Raw genomic sequence first — 13,716 nt, forward strand, 5'->3', positions numbered from 1 at the left:
GCGCGGCGACCTGCCCACGTCGCGTTGTTAGGGGGTTGCCATGAATAACCAAGGCTCCAGCCAATGGAATCCGGACCAGACGTACTCCACGGATCCGGATATCGGACAAACCCAGCAGTTCGGTGCGGTGCCGCAGCAGCAGTACGGTCGGCCCGACGAGTACCCAACCAGCTACCAGCCTGAACAGCCGGAAAAGCGGGGCGGTCCGAGCCCGTGGCTCTACGTTCTGGGTGCGCTGCTGCTCGCCGCAGTTGTCGGTGTGTTGGCGTTCATGGGCGGCTCGGGTGCGTTTAACCGCTCTAGCGAGCCGGTGACCAGCACGGTGGTTGAGACTCGCACGCTGCCGAGGTCGGAGGCGCCCGAACAGCCCAGCAAGGAGCCGACGAAGCGCACGTACTCGCACTACGCCCCGGCTACGGACGTGACCACCGACGGGTTTGCCGCCAACGTCTTTGAGGCGTTCCAGCAGGCGTACGAGCGCACCGGCACGGCCGATATGACTGTGAACGCGTACAGCCCGGCCACCGGCATCACCTACCGCATGACCTGCTCTGGCGGGGAGACGGTGTACTGCACCGGCGGCAAGAACGCCCGGGTCAAGATTTGGTAGCTCGCCGGCGTCTCGGACTCGCCGCAGCCGGCGCACTGTTCTTGTCCGCCTGTTCCGGCGGCCAAGAAACCGTGGTCGTCACCTCAACCGTTACGGAGGCGCCACCGCCGGCCCCCGATGAGCAATTGCCTCTCGACGCCACCGTCGCCCACGTCGAATCCTCCTACGGCGGCCAGCTGGGCATAGCAACGATAGGGGAGCGAGGGCCGGAAACTGCCGGATTCACCGCCCCGAGCCCGGCCTGGTCCACCATCAAGGTGCCGATCGCCGTGGCGGCGATGCGCGCAAACCCCGGTCTCGAGGCAGATGCCCGAGCCGCAGTGAGCGCGTCTGACAACGCGGCGGCGCAGCGACTCTATGATGCCGTCGGGCCGGGCGCGGTCGATGCGGTGCTGGACGATGCCGGGTTGGCTGCGCACGTGAACACTGAACCGCTTCGCCCTGAGTTCTCTGCCTTCGGGCAGACGCAGCTCGGCGTGGCCGACGAGGCCGCTCTGGCGAACACCGTCGCCTGCGTGGAGGGCGCCGACCCGGTGCTGCAGTTCATGGGGCAAATCGACCCCTCGCAGGCGTACGGCCTGGGTGTAGCAGGGGCGCTGTTCAAGGGCGGTTGGGGCCCGGACCCCGCGGGCGCCTACCAGGTTCGGCAGTTCGGGCTTGTGCCGCGCGGCGACGGCACGTGGGCGCCGGTGGCGCTCACCGCGCTGCCCGCGGACGGAACATACGAGACGGGGCAGGAGATGCTCACCGCCGCTGCGGAAACGCTCGCCGCCGATCCGGCGCAGCTCCCAGCGGCTGCCTGCCAGCCCTAGTCCTGCTCGTCCTTGCGGGAGACCAGGTCCACCAGCTCGAGCATGCGCTCGGTGCGGCGTTCCGGCAGATCCGTGTGGAGCACGTCCAGTACGGCGTCGGCGATGGTGACGGCGGGGGCGGGCAGGGCATCGTCGACAAGCGGGTAGGGCGCGGTGCCTGTGTTGTCGCGCATCTCGATGGCCGCGAGCGTCATGTGGAACGGCAGGTCGATGCGCGGGTCATCCTCGCCGACGATCTGCCCCGACAGCTTGCGGAAGATCCCCTCCAGCTCCTGGCGCGCCTCGTGGTACTCCGCGAACTCCTCGGACAAAAGCACAGGCAGTTGGTAGAGCCTGCCGATGTTCCAATTCGAGGACAACAGGATGCGCGACTCGGCGGCCACGAGAGCCCAAAGCTTCACCGCCGCCGACTCGTCGGTCTTGGCCAGATCCGACGCGAGCGCCAGCGCTGGCTGGATCGTGCCCATCAGGAGCGTGAGAAAGATGTCGCGCTTGGAGGGGAAGTGGTAGTACAGCGAGGCCTGGCGCATGCCCACCGCGTCCGCGATGTCGTGGGTGGAGGTGGTGGCGAAACCTTTGCGGGTGAACAGCTCGGAGGCGGCGTCGAGGATCTCCTCGCGCGCGGTGGCGCCTCTGCGGCGGGGGCTTTGCTTGCGTGGCCGTCCGACCGGTTTCGCCATGCCTTCCGTCCTTCCGTCATAGCTCGCTATTTACGGTTGCGCGGGATAACTATAGACGAAAAGCACCCGCTCTCGACCCTCCGGGGAGGGGAGTGCGGGTGCTTGAAAGAGCCGAAGACTCTACGCTGTCATCGTCAACCGGCTAATTAGCGGGTGGTGAACGGCAGAAGAGCCATCTCGCGCGCGTTCTTCACAGCGGTAGCGACCTGGCGCTGCTGCTGCGGGGTCAGACCCGTGACGCGGCGGGAACGGATCTTGTGGCGGTCGGAGATGAACAGACGCAGGGTCTCAACGTCCTTGTAGTCGACCGACTCGATGCCCTTCGCCTTCAGCGGGTTCTTCTTCGGGCGGCGGGACTGCTCAATGCGCGGCTTACGCGAATTGTTGCGCTTCATAATGTGAGTCCTCCTTACCACGAAGACTTACGGACGCCAGGCAGCTCACCGCGGTGAGCCATCTCGCGCATACGGACACGGGAAACACCGAACTTGCGGAGGTAGCCACGGGGGCGACCGTCACGCGAGTCACGGTTGCGCACGCGGGCCGGGGAGGCGTCGCGCGGCTGACGGTTGAGCTCGAACTGTGCCTCAAGACGGTCCTCGTCAGAGGTCTCCGGGTTCTTGATGATGGCCTTGAGCTCCTGACGACGCTCCGCGTAGCGGGCGACGATCTCTTTACGCTGCTCGTTCTTAGCGATCTTGGACTTCTTCGCCATGGATTATCGCTCCTCGCGGAATTCGACGTGCTTGCGAACAACCGGGTCGTACTTCTTCAGCGTGATGCGATCCGGGTTGTTGCGCTTGTTCTTGCGGGTCACATAGGTGAAACCGGTGCCCGCAGTGGACTTGAGCTTGATGATCGGGCGGATATCGTTACGTGCCATTAGATCTTCTCACCTCGTGCGCGGATCTGGGCGACGACGGACTCGATGCCGTCGCGGTCGATGATCTTCAGACCCTTGGTGGAGACGTTCAGGGTGATGGTACGGCCCTCGGAGGGCAGGTAGAACCGGCGCTTCTGCACGTTGGGGTTCCAACGGCGCGAGTGGCGGCGGTGCGAGTGCGAGACGGTCTTGCCGAACGACGGCTTACGTCCCGTGACCTGGCAATGTGCCGACATGGGTTAGCTTCCTTACTCTTCTTGCCGCCCACGACACGATCGCTATGTGAGGTAAAGCGCCAGGTGAGAAGCGGAGTGAGGGTCCGCGACCAGCGCAAGTGCAATCGGTTGACGCAGGCGTAAACGTGTACTTCGACAACAGCGAGAGACAACCATACCGTCTTAGGCCTCTATCTCATAATCGCGTCTGGCTGGCTTTTCTCTAGCCTGCCGCCAGCAATGCAGCGGTGGCGGCAGTGACGGCTACCGGGGCGAGCACTAGGCCCCACAGGATGAAGTGGCGCCAGGGCACCGCGGCCCCTGCCCGCTTCAGCTGGTCCGCCCAGAGCAAGGTGGCTAGCGACGCCCAAGGTGTCACCAGCGGGCCGGCATTGACGCCGATAAGAAGAGCCATCACGCCGTCTTGGCCGCCGGCCGCGGGCTCAAGCGCGAGAAATGCCGGCAGGTTGTTGATGCCGTTGGCCGCAAGAGCGCCCGCCGCTGCGATGGCGCCGGGGTGCGCGCCGTCGAGAAGGCCCACCGCAGCGGCAACGGCATCGACGTGGAGGGCCAACACCGCTGCGGCTGAGAGTGTGGCCGCGAGGAGCAGCGCGTGCCACGGGATCAGCGAAGCGGCACCTGCCTTGCGGCCGGCCGGCCCAACCGCGAACCACATCGCGACAGCGGCGACGACGCCGGTGAGCCAATAGGGAACCGGGCTCAGCAGCGCGGCGACGGTTGCGCCGAGGACAATCAGCGCCGGCGTCGGTCGCGCAACCGCCGTCGGCGCATGGTTGGGCGCGGGGGTGGCGGCACGGTAAATAAGGCGGGCGCTGTACGCGGCGGCGACGGCAACCGCGATCGCCGCGGCGGCGGGCGCGGCGGCCGTCCGGATGTACTCGTGGTTGGTGTTGAACGCCGCGCCGCCGAGCGCCAGCAGGTTGGTCAGGTTCGACACCGGCAGCGGCATGGAGGCGAGGTTGGCGATCCAGACCACCGACAACGCCACCGCGGGCTGTGGAAGCCGGAAGTGGGACGCCAGCTGCACGGCGAGCGGGGTGAGCATGATGGCCGTGGTGTCGAGGGAGAAGAACACCGTAGAGGCCACCGCGAGTGCCAGAAATCCAGCGAACACCGCCTCGCGGCTGCTCGTGCCGCGCTCGAGCGCTGACACGAGCCACTCGAAGATGCGGACGCGCGAGGCCAGGTTCACCACGGCAGACATGCCGGCGGCGAACGTCAGTACAGGTATCAGTCGTGCAGCGAGTGCGACAGCGTCGGCTGGGCTGGCGGCAGTGAGGCCGGCAAACGCCGCAATCGCGGCGGCGGGTAAAAGGAATCGTTGGTGTGGCATGGGGAGGTGGACCGGAGGGGCGTCGATAGGCAAAGTGCGCAATTAGGTAAACGCGCACGTGAACTGTAAGATACTGCGGGTTATCCGGCGACCGTCGGATGAAAAGACCATTTCGCACCCAACTCGGGCACGATCCGCGGGACTTCGCGGAACCGACCCGTAGTTCAATCCTGAGGGAGACGAATCTAATGAAGAAGGATATTCACCCGGATTACCACCCGGTGATTTTCCAGGACGCAAACACGGGCCACAAGTTCCTGACGCGCTCCACCCTGACCTCCGCACGCACTGAGCAGTGGGAAGACGGCAACGAGTACCCGCTCGTGGTCGTGGACGTCACCGCCGAGTCCCACCCGTTCTGGACCGGCGCGCAGCGTCTCATGGACACCGCCGGCCGCGTGGAGAAGTTCAACCAGCGTTTCGGCGGCATGGCCCGCCGCAAGAAGAAGGCCAACTAGAGGGGATAAAGGAGACTCGTCATGGCAACACCGAAGTTCAAGAAGTCCCGCGCGAACACGCGCATGCGTCGTTCCCAGTGGAAGGCCGACAACGCCGACCTGCAGACCGTCAAGGTCGACGGCCAGGAGGTGCGCATCCCGCGCCGCCTGATCAAGGCCGCTCAGGCTGGTCTGATCGACGTCGAGCAGTTCTAAGCTTTTAAGGGTCGAATTGGACCCGTTGAACTAACCGGGATCCCCAGGTGGGACCCGGTTTTTTCAGCTCAATTCAACTCTGAGTAGAAAATAAGTCATAATAATCCTATGAAGATTCTCGTAGCCGACGACGAGCAGGCTGTCCGCGAGTCGCTCCGACGCTCGCTCCGCTTCAACGGATACGACGTGGTGCTCGCCGTAGACGGCGAAGACGCGCTCGACCAGATCCGCATTGAGCAGCCAGACCTGACCATCCTCGACCTCATGATGCCCAAGCTCGACGGCCTGGGTGTCTGCCGTACCCTGCGCTCCTCCGGGTACGACGGGCCGATCCTCATGCTCACGGCTCGCGACGGTGTGTCCGACCGCGTGGCCGGCCTGGATGCGGGCGCGGACGACTACCTGCCCAAGCCCTTCGCCCTGGAGGAGCTGCTGGCGCGCGTGGGGTCGCTGCTGCGCCGCACCCGCTCCGAAGCACGCAAGGCGGCGGAGAAGGACCAGACTCGCCTGCAGTTCGAGGACCTGGTCATGGACACCTCCACCCGCGACGTCACCCGTGCAGGCCGCGCCATCTCGCTGACCCGCACCGAGTTTGCGCTGCTGCACCTGCTGCTGCAGAACCCGCGCCATGTGCTTGCCCGCCAGACCATCCTGGAAGAAGTGTGGGGCTATGACTTTCCGACGTCTGGCAACGCGCTCGAGGTCTACATCGGCTACCTGCGCCGCAAGACTGAAGCAGGCGGCGAATCGCGCCTGATCCACACCGTCCGCGGCGTCGGCTACGTCCTGCGGGAGACCGCTCCGTGATCTTGCGGCGCTTCACAGGCGAAGCTGAGCCGCAGGGGCAGGCTGGCACAGGCCGGTCCCTGCGCAACAGCTTGGCCGTACTCGCCGGCGGCATCGTCGCCGTGGTCATTCTGCTGACCGCGCTGTTTACCTACCGGCTTTCAGAAACGACTCGTCTGACCGTCATGGACGACGACCTGCGCACCCGCAGCTACGGCGTGTCGCTGCAGCTGAAGGACCTGGATTCGGACGACCGGGAGGGCTTTGAAAAGGCCCTCGCCGAGTTTCGCCGCGCAACCCCGTGGGCGAAAGTCTCGGCCGCGCCCGCTGGTTCCAACGTGTTCTACGGCGACCCAGTGCCGGTGGCGGGGCCGTACGCGGCGACGTCGTCAGGCGACATGCTCTCCCAGCACACCGTGGCAGGGGAGCGCGTGGTGGTGCGCCGCAGCACCTCCGGTGTCACCGTGGCCATGTCGCAGCCGCTGGACGTGTTCAGCATTGTCTCCGGCAGCTGGGGTGCAGCCGCGCTGGTGATTGCGGGTACCGGGGGTTTGCTCGCCTGGATCGCGGGCACGGCGATTTCCGCCGTCGGCCTCCGCCCCGTGCGCAGACTGCACAGGGCTATCGACGCCGCGAACGAGTCCGACCAGCTCACCGAGCTCCCCGTCGACGGCAACGACGAGTTCGCTGAAATCACCACCTCCGTGAACAAGATGATCTCCACGCTGGAGGACTCCAAGACGCGCCAGGCGCAGCTTGTGGCGGACGCGGGCCACGAGCTGAAAACCCCGCTGACCTCGATGCGCACCAACATCGAGCTGTTGATGATGCTGTACAACTCCGGCCGGCAGGACCAGATCTCCGAGCAGGACCGCAAGGACCTAGAGCGCGACGTGATGGCGCAGATGGAGGAAATGTCTATCCTGATCGGCGACCTGGTCAACCTGGCGCGCGACGAAGCACAGCAAGGTGCCGAGCCTGAGGACTTCCGCCTGGACGAAGTGCTGGAGGAAGCCCTCGACCGTGTGCGCCGCCGCCGCCCGGACCTGGCGTTCCAATTCGAGGCGGACCCGTGGGTCATTACCGGCGACCGTTTCGCCATGGGCCGCGCACCTATCAACCTCATCGACAACGCCGCGAAGTGGTCGCCGCAGGGCGGCACCGTGCGTGTGTCGCTGAAGGCGGCGAAGCGCAACGCGGTGCTCATCGTGGACGATTCCGGCCCCGGCATTCCGGCGGACCAGCGCGAGAAGGTGTTCGAGCGCTTCTACCGCGCGCCCGAGTCCCGGTCGATGCCGGGCTCCGGCCTGGGCCTGGCCATTGTGAAGCAGGTCTTCGACCGCCACAACGCGACCATCGTGGCGGAAGAATCCGATGACGGCGGCGCGCGCTTCCGCGTGGTGTTTCCGGGACGCCCGCCCGAGGTGGACGGCGCGGATGTGCAGGAGGCTCCCGCGGAGACCACCGCGCGCGTGATCCCGCGCAAAAGCTACAGCTAGACTCGCAGGCCAGCGCACACAGCAATCGTCCAGCAAACATTGCGAATTACAGTGCATGCCCTCAAGATCTGCCACAGGACGGCGGTGCATAATAACCCCTCATGAGTGAACTGAACTATCCGGGAGACACCGCAAGTTTCCCGGCAAACAACGGTGTCTACCAGGTGCAACCGCAGCCCCAGGGGCAGCAGGAGCGTCGCGGTAAAGGCATCGGCGCGGCGTTCGCCGTCGCGCTGACAACTGCGCTGGTCGCCGGCGGTGGCGCCGGGTACCTCGCCGGGTCGTCACAGTCCGACAACGCGGCGGAAACTGCGGCGTCGAATTCGCCGTCCAGCAGCGTGTCGTCCGAAAGCGATTCGCAGGGCGAACTGCGCAACCCGACCGTCGCGGACCCGGCCGAGGCCCCCGAGGGCTCCGTGGAGCAAGTGGCGGCCGCGGTGCTGCCTGCGGTGGTCTCCATTGAGGTGGACACGCCCCGCGGCAGTGCGGAAGGCTCCGGCTCCATCATCTCCGCGGATGGCTATGTGCTGACCAACCACCACGTCATCGCTGGCGCGGAAACGCCAGGTTCGGAGGTGCAGGTCACGCTTAACGACGGCTCACGCCACAGCGCACAGTTTGTCGCCTCCGACGTCAACACCGATGTCGGCGTGCTGAAGATCGACGACGTGCACGACCTGCCAGTCATGCAGTTCGGCAACTCCGACGAGCTGCGCGTGGGCCAGGAGGTCGTCGCGGTGGGCTCCCCGCTGGGCCTGTCCGCGACGGTGACAAGCGGCATCGTCTCCGCGCTGAACCGGCCGGTGCGCGCTTCCCAGGGCGGCGGCGAAAGCTCGCTCATGGACGGAATCCAGACCGACGCGGCGATCAACCCCGGCAACTCCGGCGGGCCCCTGGTGGACCGCAACGGCAAACTCATCGGCATGAACTCCGCTATCGCTTCGCTGTCCTCGGGCGGCATGAGCCAAGGTGGCCAGGGCGGCTCCATCGGCCTCGGCTTCGCCATCCCGTCGAACTTTGCCAAGCGCGTCGCTGACCAGCTCATTGAAAAGGGCGAGGCCACGCAGCCGATGCTTGGCGTGCGCGTGAGCGTCATGCAGAGCCTCAGCGGCGGTGCCGTGGTGGCGGGGGTGGAGCCGGACAGCCCCGGCGAGAAGGCCGGCCTGAAGCCGGGCGATGTGATCACCCGCCTCAACGACCGGCCCATCGACTCTGCTGACGCCCTCATCGCCGCGACGCGCTCCAAAGCGTTTGGAGAGACGGTGACGCTGCAGGTGCAGCGGGAGGGGGAGTCTGAGTCGGTTCCGGTAGAGGTGACCTTGAGTTCCGAGTAACTTCTTATCTGTCCAATTCGCCCCGTTTTGTGCCAAGGGAGTCTGACCACGATGCCGGAACTGTTTGACGCGCTCGACATCACCGAGCCGGACGATGCGACGCTGCGCGCCTCAGAGCTGGAGAGCGACTCTCCGACGTCGCCGTGCGCGATCGTCGTGCTGGTGGGCGACCGCCGCTACGACGCGCCGGGCGACAACACCGACGAGATGGTGGTGGAGCTGCTCCGCGAGGTTGGCTACCAGGTCGACGGCGTGGTGCGCGTGAAGTCGAAGAAGTCCGAGATCCGCAAGGCCATTGAGACGGGCGTTGTCGGCGGCGTGGACCTCGTGCTCACCCTCGGCGGCACCGGCGTGGGCCCGCGCGACAAGACGCCGGAGGCGACGCGCGCGGTCATCGACAAGGTGGTGCCGGGTGTCAGCCAGGCCCTCCGCGCGTCCGGCCAGGCGTGCGGTGCCGTGGACGCGTGCACCTCGCGCGGCATCTGCGGCGTGTCCGGCTCCACTGTCGTGGTGAACCTCGCGTCGTCGCGCCAGGCGATTCGCGATGGCGTATCGACGGCAGCTCCGCTCGTGCGCCACCTCATCGACGAGCTGAACCAGCACTCGGTCTAGGCCAGGGCAGAGGGTTTCATGGAGCGCAAGCGCAGGCGCGCTGTACGCAAGGCGGACGTGGACTACGACCGCTCCGCGGACGCCGCGCCGAATACGCAGGCAAACGAAAACCCGGCTCTGGACGCTGAGCGCGAGGTGCTGCTCGGCGACGAAGAGCCGGGTTTGACGGGCCGCGATTTTTATGAGGCGGAGCGGCCGCCGCACTACGGGGACTAGCTTTCAGCCAGCCCCGCTCAAGGACGAACTAGTTCAGCGGCTTCTGCACATTGTTCGGGTTCTGGCCTGCGAGCAGGTCGCGGATTTCCGCGAGCAGCTCGGTGTCGGTCGGCTCCGGCTCGTCCGGGTCGATGCCCTTGCGGCGCTTCTGCGCCTCGTCGAGCTTGTTCATCGGAGCAACGAGCAGGAAGTAGATCACTGCCGCGATGAGCAGGAAGTTGATGATGGCGGTCAGGACAGCGCCGAAGTCGACGAAGGTCGCCTCGTTGCCCTCGCGGACGAAGAAGCCCAGGCCGGAGTAGTCCACGCCACCCAGGGCAGCGAGGAGCGGGTTGATGATCGCGTCAGAGAACGCGGTGACAACTGCGGTGAATGCCGCACCAATGACAACGCCGACGGCAAGCTCGATGACGTTGCCGCGCATGATGAAATCTTTAAATCCTTGAAGCATGGTTGGGGATATTAAACTGACGTTGACGGTTGCTCAACACGAGAGTCAGCGGCTCAGACAGGGACGCAGCCGCAACGGCAGCTGCCTCACCCTGCCTGAGCAGCACCAACACTGCGTCGCCTTCCCCAGATGTGACGACAATCCCATTTTCAGCAACCACACGAGGCCCTTGGCCCACAACGTCAACAACAGTCCCGTGGTGGAGCATAGGCAAGATGTCCGGTTCCGCCAGGGGGACCGGCACCATGGAGAACTCCTCGCCGTCCGGCATGTCCTGGGTGAGCAGCCCCGCCAGATCCGGCCCGACCAGGCGCGTGGCCGTGACCACCTCGCCGCGGGAGGCGGCCGCCGCGAGCAGTTGCCCCTCGGCAAGCGCCGCATCGTCCAACGCGTTGTCGGGCACCGACTCCGCTGGCAGGCGGCGCAGCTCCACATCGTCCGAGGTGAGCACGGTGCCGGGGGCGACATCGCGGGCGAAGGTCAGGGCGGGCGGGTCGGACCGTGAGGCGTCGATAAGCACATGCAACACAGCGGCGACCACGAGGAACACGGCGACCACCCTGCGGATGATCACGGAGCGGCGGTAGCCGGGGGAGCGGAGGGTATTCAGGCGCGCGGAGAGTTCCATAGGGATAAGACGGTGAAACCCCCGCTCCGGTTCCCTAGATGCGGAAGAAACCTTCCGGCGTGATCACCGCGTCCACCGCTTGGTCGTGCGCGTCATGGGGCACCGCATCCACGACCTCCCAGCCGTAAACCACAGCCGCGACGGGGACATCCAGGCCCGCAAGCGCGCGGTCGTAGTAGCCGGCACCTTTGCCCAGGCGCATGCCTTGCCTATCGACGGCTAACGCCGGCGCCACCACCAGCCCGCAGGAGCGCAGCACGTTTGAGGTGTAGCGCGGGCCGTCCGGCTCAGAGATCCCCAGCGCGCCAGCCGCATCCGCGCCCCCGAACTGCGCCCAGGCGAGCACCCCGTCCGGCTGGGAAATCGGCAGAAACAGTGTGCGTGCCGCGGCGGCGAGCCGTGCTGCGAAATCCGCCGGCCCCGGCTCGGAGCTAAGCGGGTTGTAGGCGGCGATGTTCGTGCCCCGTGCGCCGAAGTCGTCGACGCATGCGAGGGTTGCCGCAACGATCGCCTGGTCGAGCTCGCGCTTGCGCTCGGTGCCGCGCAGGTCGCGCCTGGAAGCCACGTGCGCGGCGCGCATTGCAGCCTTCGGGGGAGGGGTGGTTGTGTTCGTGTGCATACTCCTCGCTTCTTACGGGTCGCAGCCCGGTTGTGAGGGTTGGGGGCTGTAGGCTTTGCGTTTATGCAGAATTCTACTGACCGACCCGTTGATGCTGCGCGCGCTTCGGTGAAGACTGTTGTGGTGCCGGCTGCGGGTATGGGGACGCGTTTTTTGCCGGCGACGAAGACGGTGCCGAAGGAGCTTCTGCCGGTGGTGGATACTCCGGGCATTGAGCTGATTGCCGAGGAGGCTGCTGCCTGCGGTGCGCAGCGCCTGGCTGTGGTGGTCGCGCCGAATAAGGAAGAGATCATGCGCCACTTCGGCGAGTTTTCGGACTTGCAGGAGCTGATGGTCTCCCGTGGCAAGCAGGCCCAGGCGGACAAGGTCGCGCGCGCCAACGGTCTGATTGAGGCGGTGGCGGTGACCCAGGATGAGCCGCTCGGGCTTGGCCATGCTGTCGGTTGCGCTGAGGAGGCGTTGGACGACGACGAGGACGCGGTTGCTGTGATGTTGCCGGATGATCTGGTGTTGCCTGCGGGTGTGATGGACAAGATGGTCGCGGTGCGCAATGAGCTCGGGGGTTCGGTGTTGTGCGCGTTTAACGTTTCGCGCGAGGAGGTGTTCAACTACGGCGTGTTCGACGTTGAGGATGCCCAGGCTGAGATTGACGGCGTTGAGGTGTTAAAGGTGCGCGGCATGGTGGAAAAGCCGGCTGTGGAGGATGCGCCGTCGACGCTGGTTGCTACCGGCCGCTACCTGCTTGACCGCGGCATTTTTGACGCGCTGCGCCGTATCACACCGGGTAAGGGCGGGGAGTTGCAGCTGACTGATGCGATTGAGTTGATGATCTCTGAGGGCCACCCGGTGCATGTGGTGGTGCACGAGGGCAAGCGCCACGACCTTGGCAACCCGGGCGGGTACATACCGGCGAACGTGGACTTCGGTCTGCGGGACGAGAAGTACGGCCCGGCGCTGTACACCGCGGTGAAGAAGATCATCGCCGACTTCGAGGCAGAACACCCCGAGGTTGCAGCAAAGGCGCAGGACAACGCGTAAACGAAAGGGGCACGGGCCATGCGCAGCGTAGAGGACCAGCTTGCGGCCGTAGTGGACGCCGCAGTCGCCCCCGAGCCGATCCGGGTGGCGCTGACGGACGCGCTCGGCCTGATGTGCGCCGAAGAGGTCACCTCAACCAAGCAAGTCCCCGGCTTCCCCCAGGCCGCGGTGGACGGTTTCGCCGTGCGCGCTGTCGACGTGGGCGGCTCCGCCGGCCTGCGCAGGCCCGAGCGCCGCGAAGAACACGACGATAACGGCGAGGAAGCCCCCGCCGACCCGCCGCAGCCGAACCGCGAGCGCGCCCTTCCCGTGGTGGGGGAGGTGCCCGCTGGCTCGCAGAAGCCGCTGCGACTGCAGCCGCGCCAGGCGGTGCGCGTCGCCACCGGCGCCCCGCTGCCCACGCTCGCGGACGCGGTGCTGCCGCTGGAGTGGACGGACTGCGGGCGAAAACGCGTCACCCCGCAGCGCCCGGTGCGCACCGGTGACTTCGTGCGCAAGCCTGGCGACGACATCCAGCCCGGCGACATCGCCGTGCGCCAGGGTGCAGTGCTCGGCCCCGCCCAGATCGGCCTCGCCGCCGCGGCGGGCCGCGACAAGCTGCTGGTGTACCCGCGCCCACGCGTGACAGTGATGAGCTACGGCCTGGAACTGGTGGACCTGGACCGCAGCCCGGGTCTGGGCCAGGTCTTCGACATCGCCTCCTACGTCGTGTCCGCCGCCGCAAAGGAGGCGGGCGCGGACGTCCACCGCGCCGGCATCATCAACGCCGAGCCGCGGCGCATGCGCGAGATCATGGCCGGGCATATCGCCAAGAGCGAGTTCGTCGTCATCACCGGCGCCGTCGGCGGATCCGGTGCGGCGCCTATCCAGGAGATCCTGCGCGAGATCGGGCAGGTCGACACCACGCGCGTGGCCATGCACCCCGGCTCCGTGCAGGGCTTCGGCCTGATGGGTGAGGAGCGCGTCCCGGCGTTTCTCCTGCCGTCCAACCCGGTGAGCGCGCTGGTGATCGCGGAGACGTTCATCCGCCCCGCCATCCGCAGCTCCCTGGGCAAGACCGCGGTGACGCGCCGCACCGTCAAGGCCCGCTCCTTGCGCGAGCTCAGCTCCATTCCTGGCCGCCGCGGCTACATCCGCGCCCGCCTCATGCGCGACGCGGACACCGGCGACTACCTGGTCGAACCGCTGTCCGCACTGGAAGCCGGCCCCGCCCACCTGCTGGCCGGCTTCGCTGAGGCCAACGCCATGATCCACCTGCCGGAAGACGCCGTGGACGTGCGCCCCGGCGACATCGTGGACGTCGAGTTCCTCCGCCAGCGCAGCTAG

General features: G+C 66.5%; 20 protein-coding genes. 11 read left to right on the forward strand and 9 right to left on the reverse strand.

The window, feature by feature from the left end; all coding sequences use genetic code 11:
* Positions 1-40 precede the first annotated feature (40 nt).
* Complete coding sequence (locus H0193_RS00005; protein ID WP_181888008.1) at positions 41-610, forward strand: hypothetical protein; 570 nt, start codon at positions 41-43, stop codon at positions 608-610.
* A gap of 71 nt (positions 611-681) precedes the next feature.
* Positions 682-1,422 carry a serine hydrolase gene (locus tag H0193_RS00010; RefSeq protein WP_181888009.1) on the forward strand — a complete coding sequence of 247 codons (741 nt, stop codon included), beginning with the start codon at positions 682-684 and terminating at the stop codon, positions 1,420-1,422.
* Here the strand turns inward: H0193_RS00010 and H0193_RS00015 are convergent.
* From H0193_RS00015 to H0193_RS00040, 6 genes are all read right to left on the reverse strand, one after another.
* Positions 1,419-2,102, reverse strand: coding sequence for a TetR/AcrR family transcriptional regulator (locus H0193_RS00015; protein ID WP_181888010.1), 684 nt, complete (start codon positions 2,100-2,102; stop codon positions 1,419-1,421). The two genes, H0193_RS00010 and H0193_RS00015, sit on opposite strands and share 4 nt — an antisense overlap.
* A 146-nt stretch (positions 2,103-2,248) precedes the next feature.
* On the reverse strand, positions 2,249-2,500 hold the full coding sequence (gene rpsR, locus H0193_RS00020; protein WP_172796731.1) for a 30S ribosomal protein S18: 252 nt from the start codon (positions 2,498-2,500) through the stop codon (positions 2,249-2,251).
* 11 nt (positions 2,501-2,511) lie between these two features.
* Complete coding sequence (gene rpsN / locus H0193_RS00025) at positions 2,512-2,817, reverse strand: 30S ribosomal protein S14 (protein ID WP_070472882.1); 306 nt, start codon at positions 2,815-2,817, stop codon at positions 2,512-2,514.
* A gap of 3 nt (positions 2,818-2,820) precedes the next feature.
* Positions 2,821-2,985 carry a 50S ribosomal protein L33 gene (gene rpmG, locus H0193_RS00030; protein WP_006841072.1) on the reverse strand — a complete coding sequence of 55 codons (165 nt, stop codon included), beginning with the start codon at positions 2,983-2,985 and terminating at the stop codon, positions 2,821-2,823.
* Positions 2,985-3,221, reverse strand: a complete 237-nt coding sequence (gene rpmB / locus H0193_RS00035; protein ID WP_181888011.1) for a 50S ribosomal protein L28 — start codon at positions 3,219-3,221, stop codon at positions 2,985-2,987. Before rpmB ends, rpmG begins: the two co-directional genes overlap by 1 nt.
* A gap of 202 nt (positions 3,222-3,423) precedes the next feature.
* Positions 3,424-4,554, reverse strand: coding sequence for an SLC13 family permease (locus H0193_RS00040; protein ID WP_202032071.1), 1,131 nt, complete (start codon positions 4,552-4,554; stop codon positions 3,424-3,426).
* Between the two features lie 188 nt (positions 4,555-4,742).
* Here H0193_RS00040 and H0193_RS00045 point away from each other — a divergent pair, with 188 nt between their 5' ends.
* The 7 genes from H0193_RS00045 (at position 4,743) to H0193_RS00075 (ending at position 9,654) form a co-directional block, all read left to right on the forward strand.
* Positions 4,743-5,012, forward strand: a complete 270-nt coding sequence (locus H0193_RS00045; RefSeq protein ID WP_181888012.1) for a type B 50S ribosomal protein L31 — start codon at positions 4,743-4,745, stop codon at positions 5,010-5,012.
* Between the two features lie 21 nt (positions 5,013-5,033).
* Positions 5,034-5,207, forward strand: coding sequence for a 50S ribosomal protein L32 (rpmF, locus tag H0193_RS00050; RefSeq protein WP_181888013.1), 174 nt, complete (start codon positions 5,034-5,036; stop codon positions 5,205-5,207).
* 108 nt (positions 5,208-5,315) lie between these two features.
* A complete protein-coding gene (locus H0193_RS00055; RefSeq protein ID WP_181888014.1) occupies positions 5,316-6,014 on the forward strand; it encodes a response regulator transcription factor in 699 nt (232 codons plus the stop codon).
* Positions 6,011-7,492, forward strand: a complete 1,482-nt coding sequence (locus tag H0193_RS00060; RefSeq protein WP_181888015.1) for an ATP-binding protein — start codon at positions 6,011-6,013, stop codon at positions 7,490-7,492. The genes H0193_RS00055 and H0193_RS00060 overlap by 4 nt, the downstream gene beginning before the upstream one ends.
* Positions 7,493-7,593: 101 nt before the next feature.
* Complete coding sequence (locus H0193_RS00065) at positions 7,594-8,826, forward strand: S1C family serine protease (protein WP_181888016.1); 1,233 nt, start codon at positions 7,594-7,596, stop codon at positions 8,824-8,826.
* Positions 8,827-8,877: 51 nt separating this feature from the next.
* Entirely contained in the window at positions 8,878-9,438 is a 561-nt protein-coding gene (locus H0193_RS00070; protein WP_181888017.1) for a MogA/MoaB family molybdenum cofactor biosynthesis protein, read from the forward strand.
* Between the two features lie 18 nt (positions 9,439-9,456).
* Complete coding sequence (locus H0193_RS00075) at positions 9,457-9,654, forward strand: hypothetical protein (RefSeq protein WP_181888018.1); 198 nt, start codon at positions 9,457-9,459, stop codon at positions 9,652-9,654.
* Positions 9,655-9,682: 28 nt separating this feature from the next.
* On the opposite strand, the gene mscL is transcribed toward H0193_RS00075, so the two are convergent.
* The 3 genes from mscL to H0193_RS00090 are packed head-to-tail and all read right to left on the reverse strand — an operon-like array spanning position 9,683 to position 11,352.
* Positions 9,683-10,105: a large conductance mechanosensitive channel protein MscL gene (gene mscL / locus H0193_RS00080; protein ID WP_181888019.1), complete on the reverse strand. Its 423-nt coding sequence runs from the start codon at positions 10,103-10,105 to the stop codon at positions 9,683-9,685.
* A complete protein-coding gene (locus H0193_RS00085; RefSeq protein ID WP_181888020.1) occupies positions 10,089-10,733 on the reverse strand; it encodes an SAF domain-containing protein in 645 nt (214 codons plus the stop codon). Before H0193_RS00085 ends, mscL begins: the two co-directional genes overlap by 17 nt.
* Before the next feature lie 34 nt (positions 10,734-10,767).
* Positions 10,768-11,352, reverse strand: a complete 585-nt coding sequence (locus H0193_RS00090) for a 5-formyltetrahydrofolate cyclo-ligase (RefSeq protein ID WP_181888021.1) — start codon at positions 11,350-11,352, stop codon at positions 10,768-10,770.
* Between the two features lie 63 nt (positions 11,353-11,415).
* Here H0193_RS00090 and H0193_RS00095 point away from each other — a divergent pair, with 63 nt between their 5' ends.
* Together H0193_RS00095 and glp are read left to right on the forward strand one after the other, a co-directional pair.
* Positions 11,416-12,390 (forward strand): UTP--glucose-1-phosphate uridylyltransferase, encoded by a 975-nt coding sequence (locus H0193_RS00095; RefSeq protein ID WP_181888022.1) that lies wholly within the window; start codon positions 11,416-11,418, stop codon positions 12,388-12,390.
* A gap of 18 nt (positions 12,391-12,408) precedes the next feature.
* Positions 12,409-13,716 carry a molybdotransferase-like divisome protein Glp gene (gene glp / locus H0193_RS00100; protein ID WP_181888023.1) on the forward strand — a complete coding sequence of 436 codons (1,308 nt, stop codon included), beginning with the start codon at positions 12,409-12,411 and terminating at the stop codon, positions 13,714-13,716.

Origin of the sequence: Corynebacterium haematomassiliense (genome assembly GCF_013978595.1) — a bacterium.
In the GTDB taxonomy this organism is placed as follows: domain Bacteria; phylum Actinomycetota; class Actinomycetes; order Mycobacteriales; family Mycobacteriaceae; genus Corynebacterium; species Corynebacterium lehmanniae.

Bases quoted from the DNA above. Each gene is read 5' to 3' on its own strand.
- H0193_RS00005 (WP_181888008.1), top strand. From the start codon at position 41: ATGAATAACCAAGGCTCCAGCCAATGGAATCCGGACCAGACGTACTCC.
- H0193_RS00015 (WP_181888010.1), bottom strand. From the start codon at position 2,102: ATGGCGAAACCGGTCGGACGGCCACGCAAGCAAAGCCCCCGCCGCAGA.
- rpsN (WP_070472882.1), bottom strand. From the start codon at position 2,817: ATGGCGAAGAAGTCCAAGATCGCTAAGAACGAGCAGCGTAAAGAGATC.
- rpmG (WP_006841072.1), bottom strand. From the start codon at position 2,985: ATGGCACGTAACGATATCCGCCCGATCATCAAGCTCAAGTCCACTGCG.
- rpmB (WP_181888011.1), bottom strand. From the start codon at position 3,221: ATGTCGGCACATTGCCAGGTCACGGGACGTAAGCCGTCGTTCGGCAAG.
- H0193_RS00040 (WP_202032071.1), bottom strand. From the start codon at position 4,554: ATGCCACACCAACGATTCCTTTTACCCGCCGCCGCGATTGCGGCGTTT.
- H0193_RS00045 (WP_181888012.1), top strand. From the start codon at position 4,743: ATGAAGAAGGATATTCACCCGGATTACCACCCGGTGATTTTCCAGGAC.
- rpmF (WP_181888013.1), top strand. From the start codon at position 5,034: ATGGCAACACCGAAGTTCAAGAAGTCCCGCGCGAACACGCGCATGCGT.
- H0193_RS00055 (WP_181888014.1), top strand. From the start codon at position 5,316: ATGAAGATTCTCGTAGCCGACGACGAGCAGGCTGTCCGCGAGTCGCTC.
- H0193_RS00065 (WP_181888016.1), top strand. From the start codon at position 7,594: ATGAGTGAACTGAACTATCCGGGAGACACCGCAAGTTTCCCGGCAAAC.
- H0193_RS00070 (WP_181888017.1), top strand. From the start codon at position 8,878: ATGCCGGAACTGTTTGACGCGCTCGACATCACCGAGCCGGACGATGCG.
- H0193_RS00075 (WP_181888018.1), top strand. From the start codon at position 9,457: ATGGAGCGCAAGCGCAGGCGCGCTGTACGCAAGGCGGACGTGGACTAC.
- mscL (WP_181888019.1), bottom strand. From the start codon at position 10,105: ATGCTTCAAGGATTTAAAGATTTCATCATGCGCGGCAACGTCATCGAG.
- H0193_RS00085 (WP_181888020.1), bottom strand. From the start codon at position 10,733: ATGGAACTCTCCGCGCGCCTGAATACCCTCCGCTCCCCCGGCTACCGC.
- H0193_RS00090 (WP_181888021.1), bottom strand. From the start codon at position 11,352: ATGCACACGAACACAACCACCCCTCCCCCGAAGGCTGCAATGCGCGCC.
- H0193_RS00095 (WP_181888022.1), top strand. From the start codon at position 11,416: ATGCAGAATTCTACTGACCGACCCGTTGATGCTGCGCGCGCTTCGGTG.
- glp (WP_181888023.1), top strand. From the start codon at position 12,409: ATGCGCAGCGTAGAGGACCAGCTTGCGGCCGTAGTGGACGCCGCAGTC.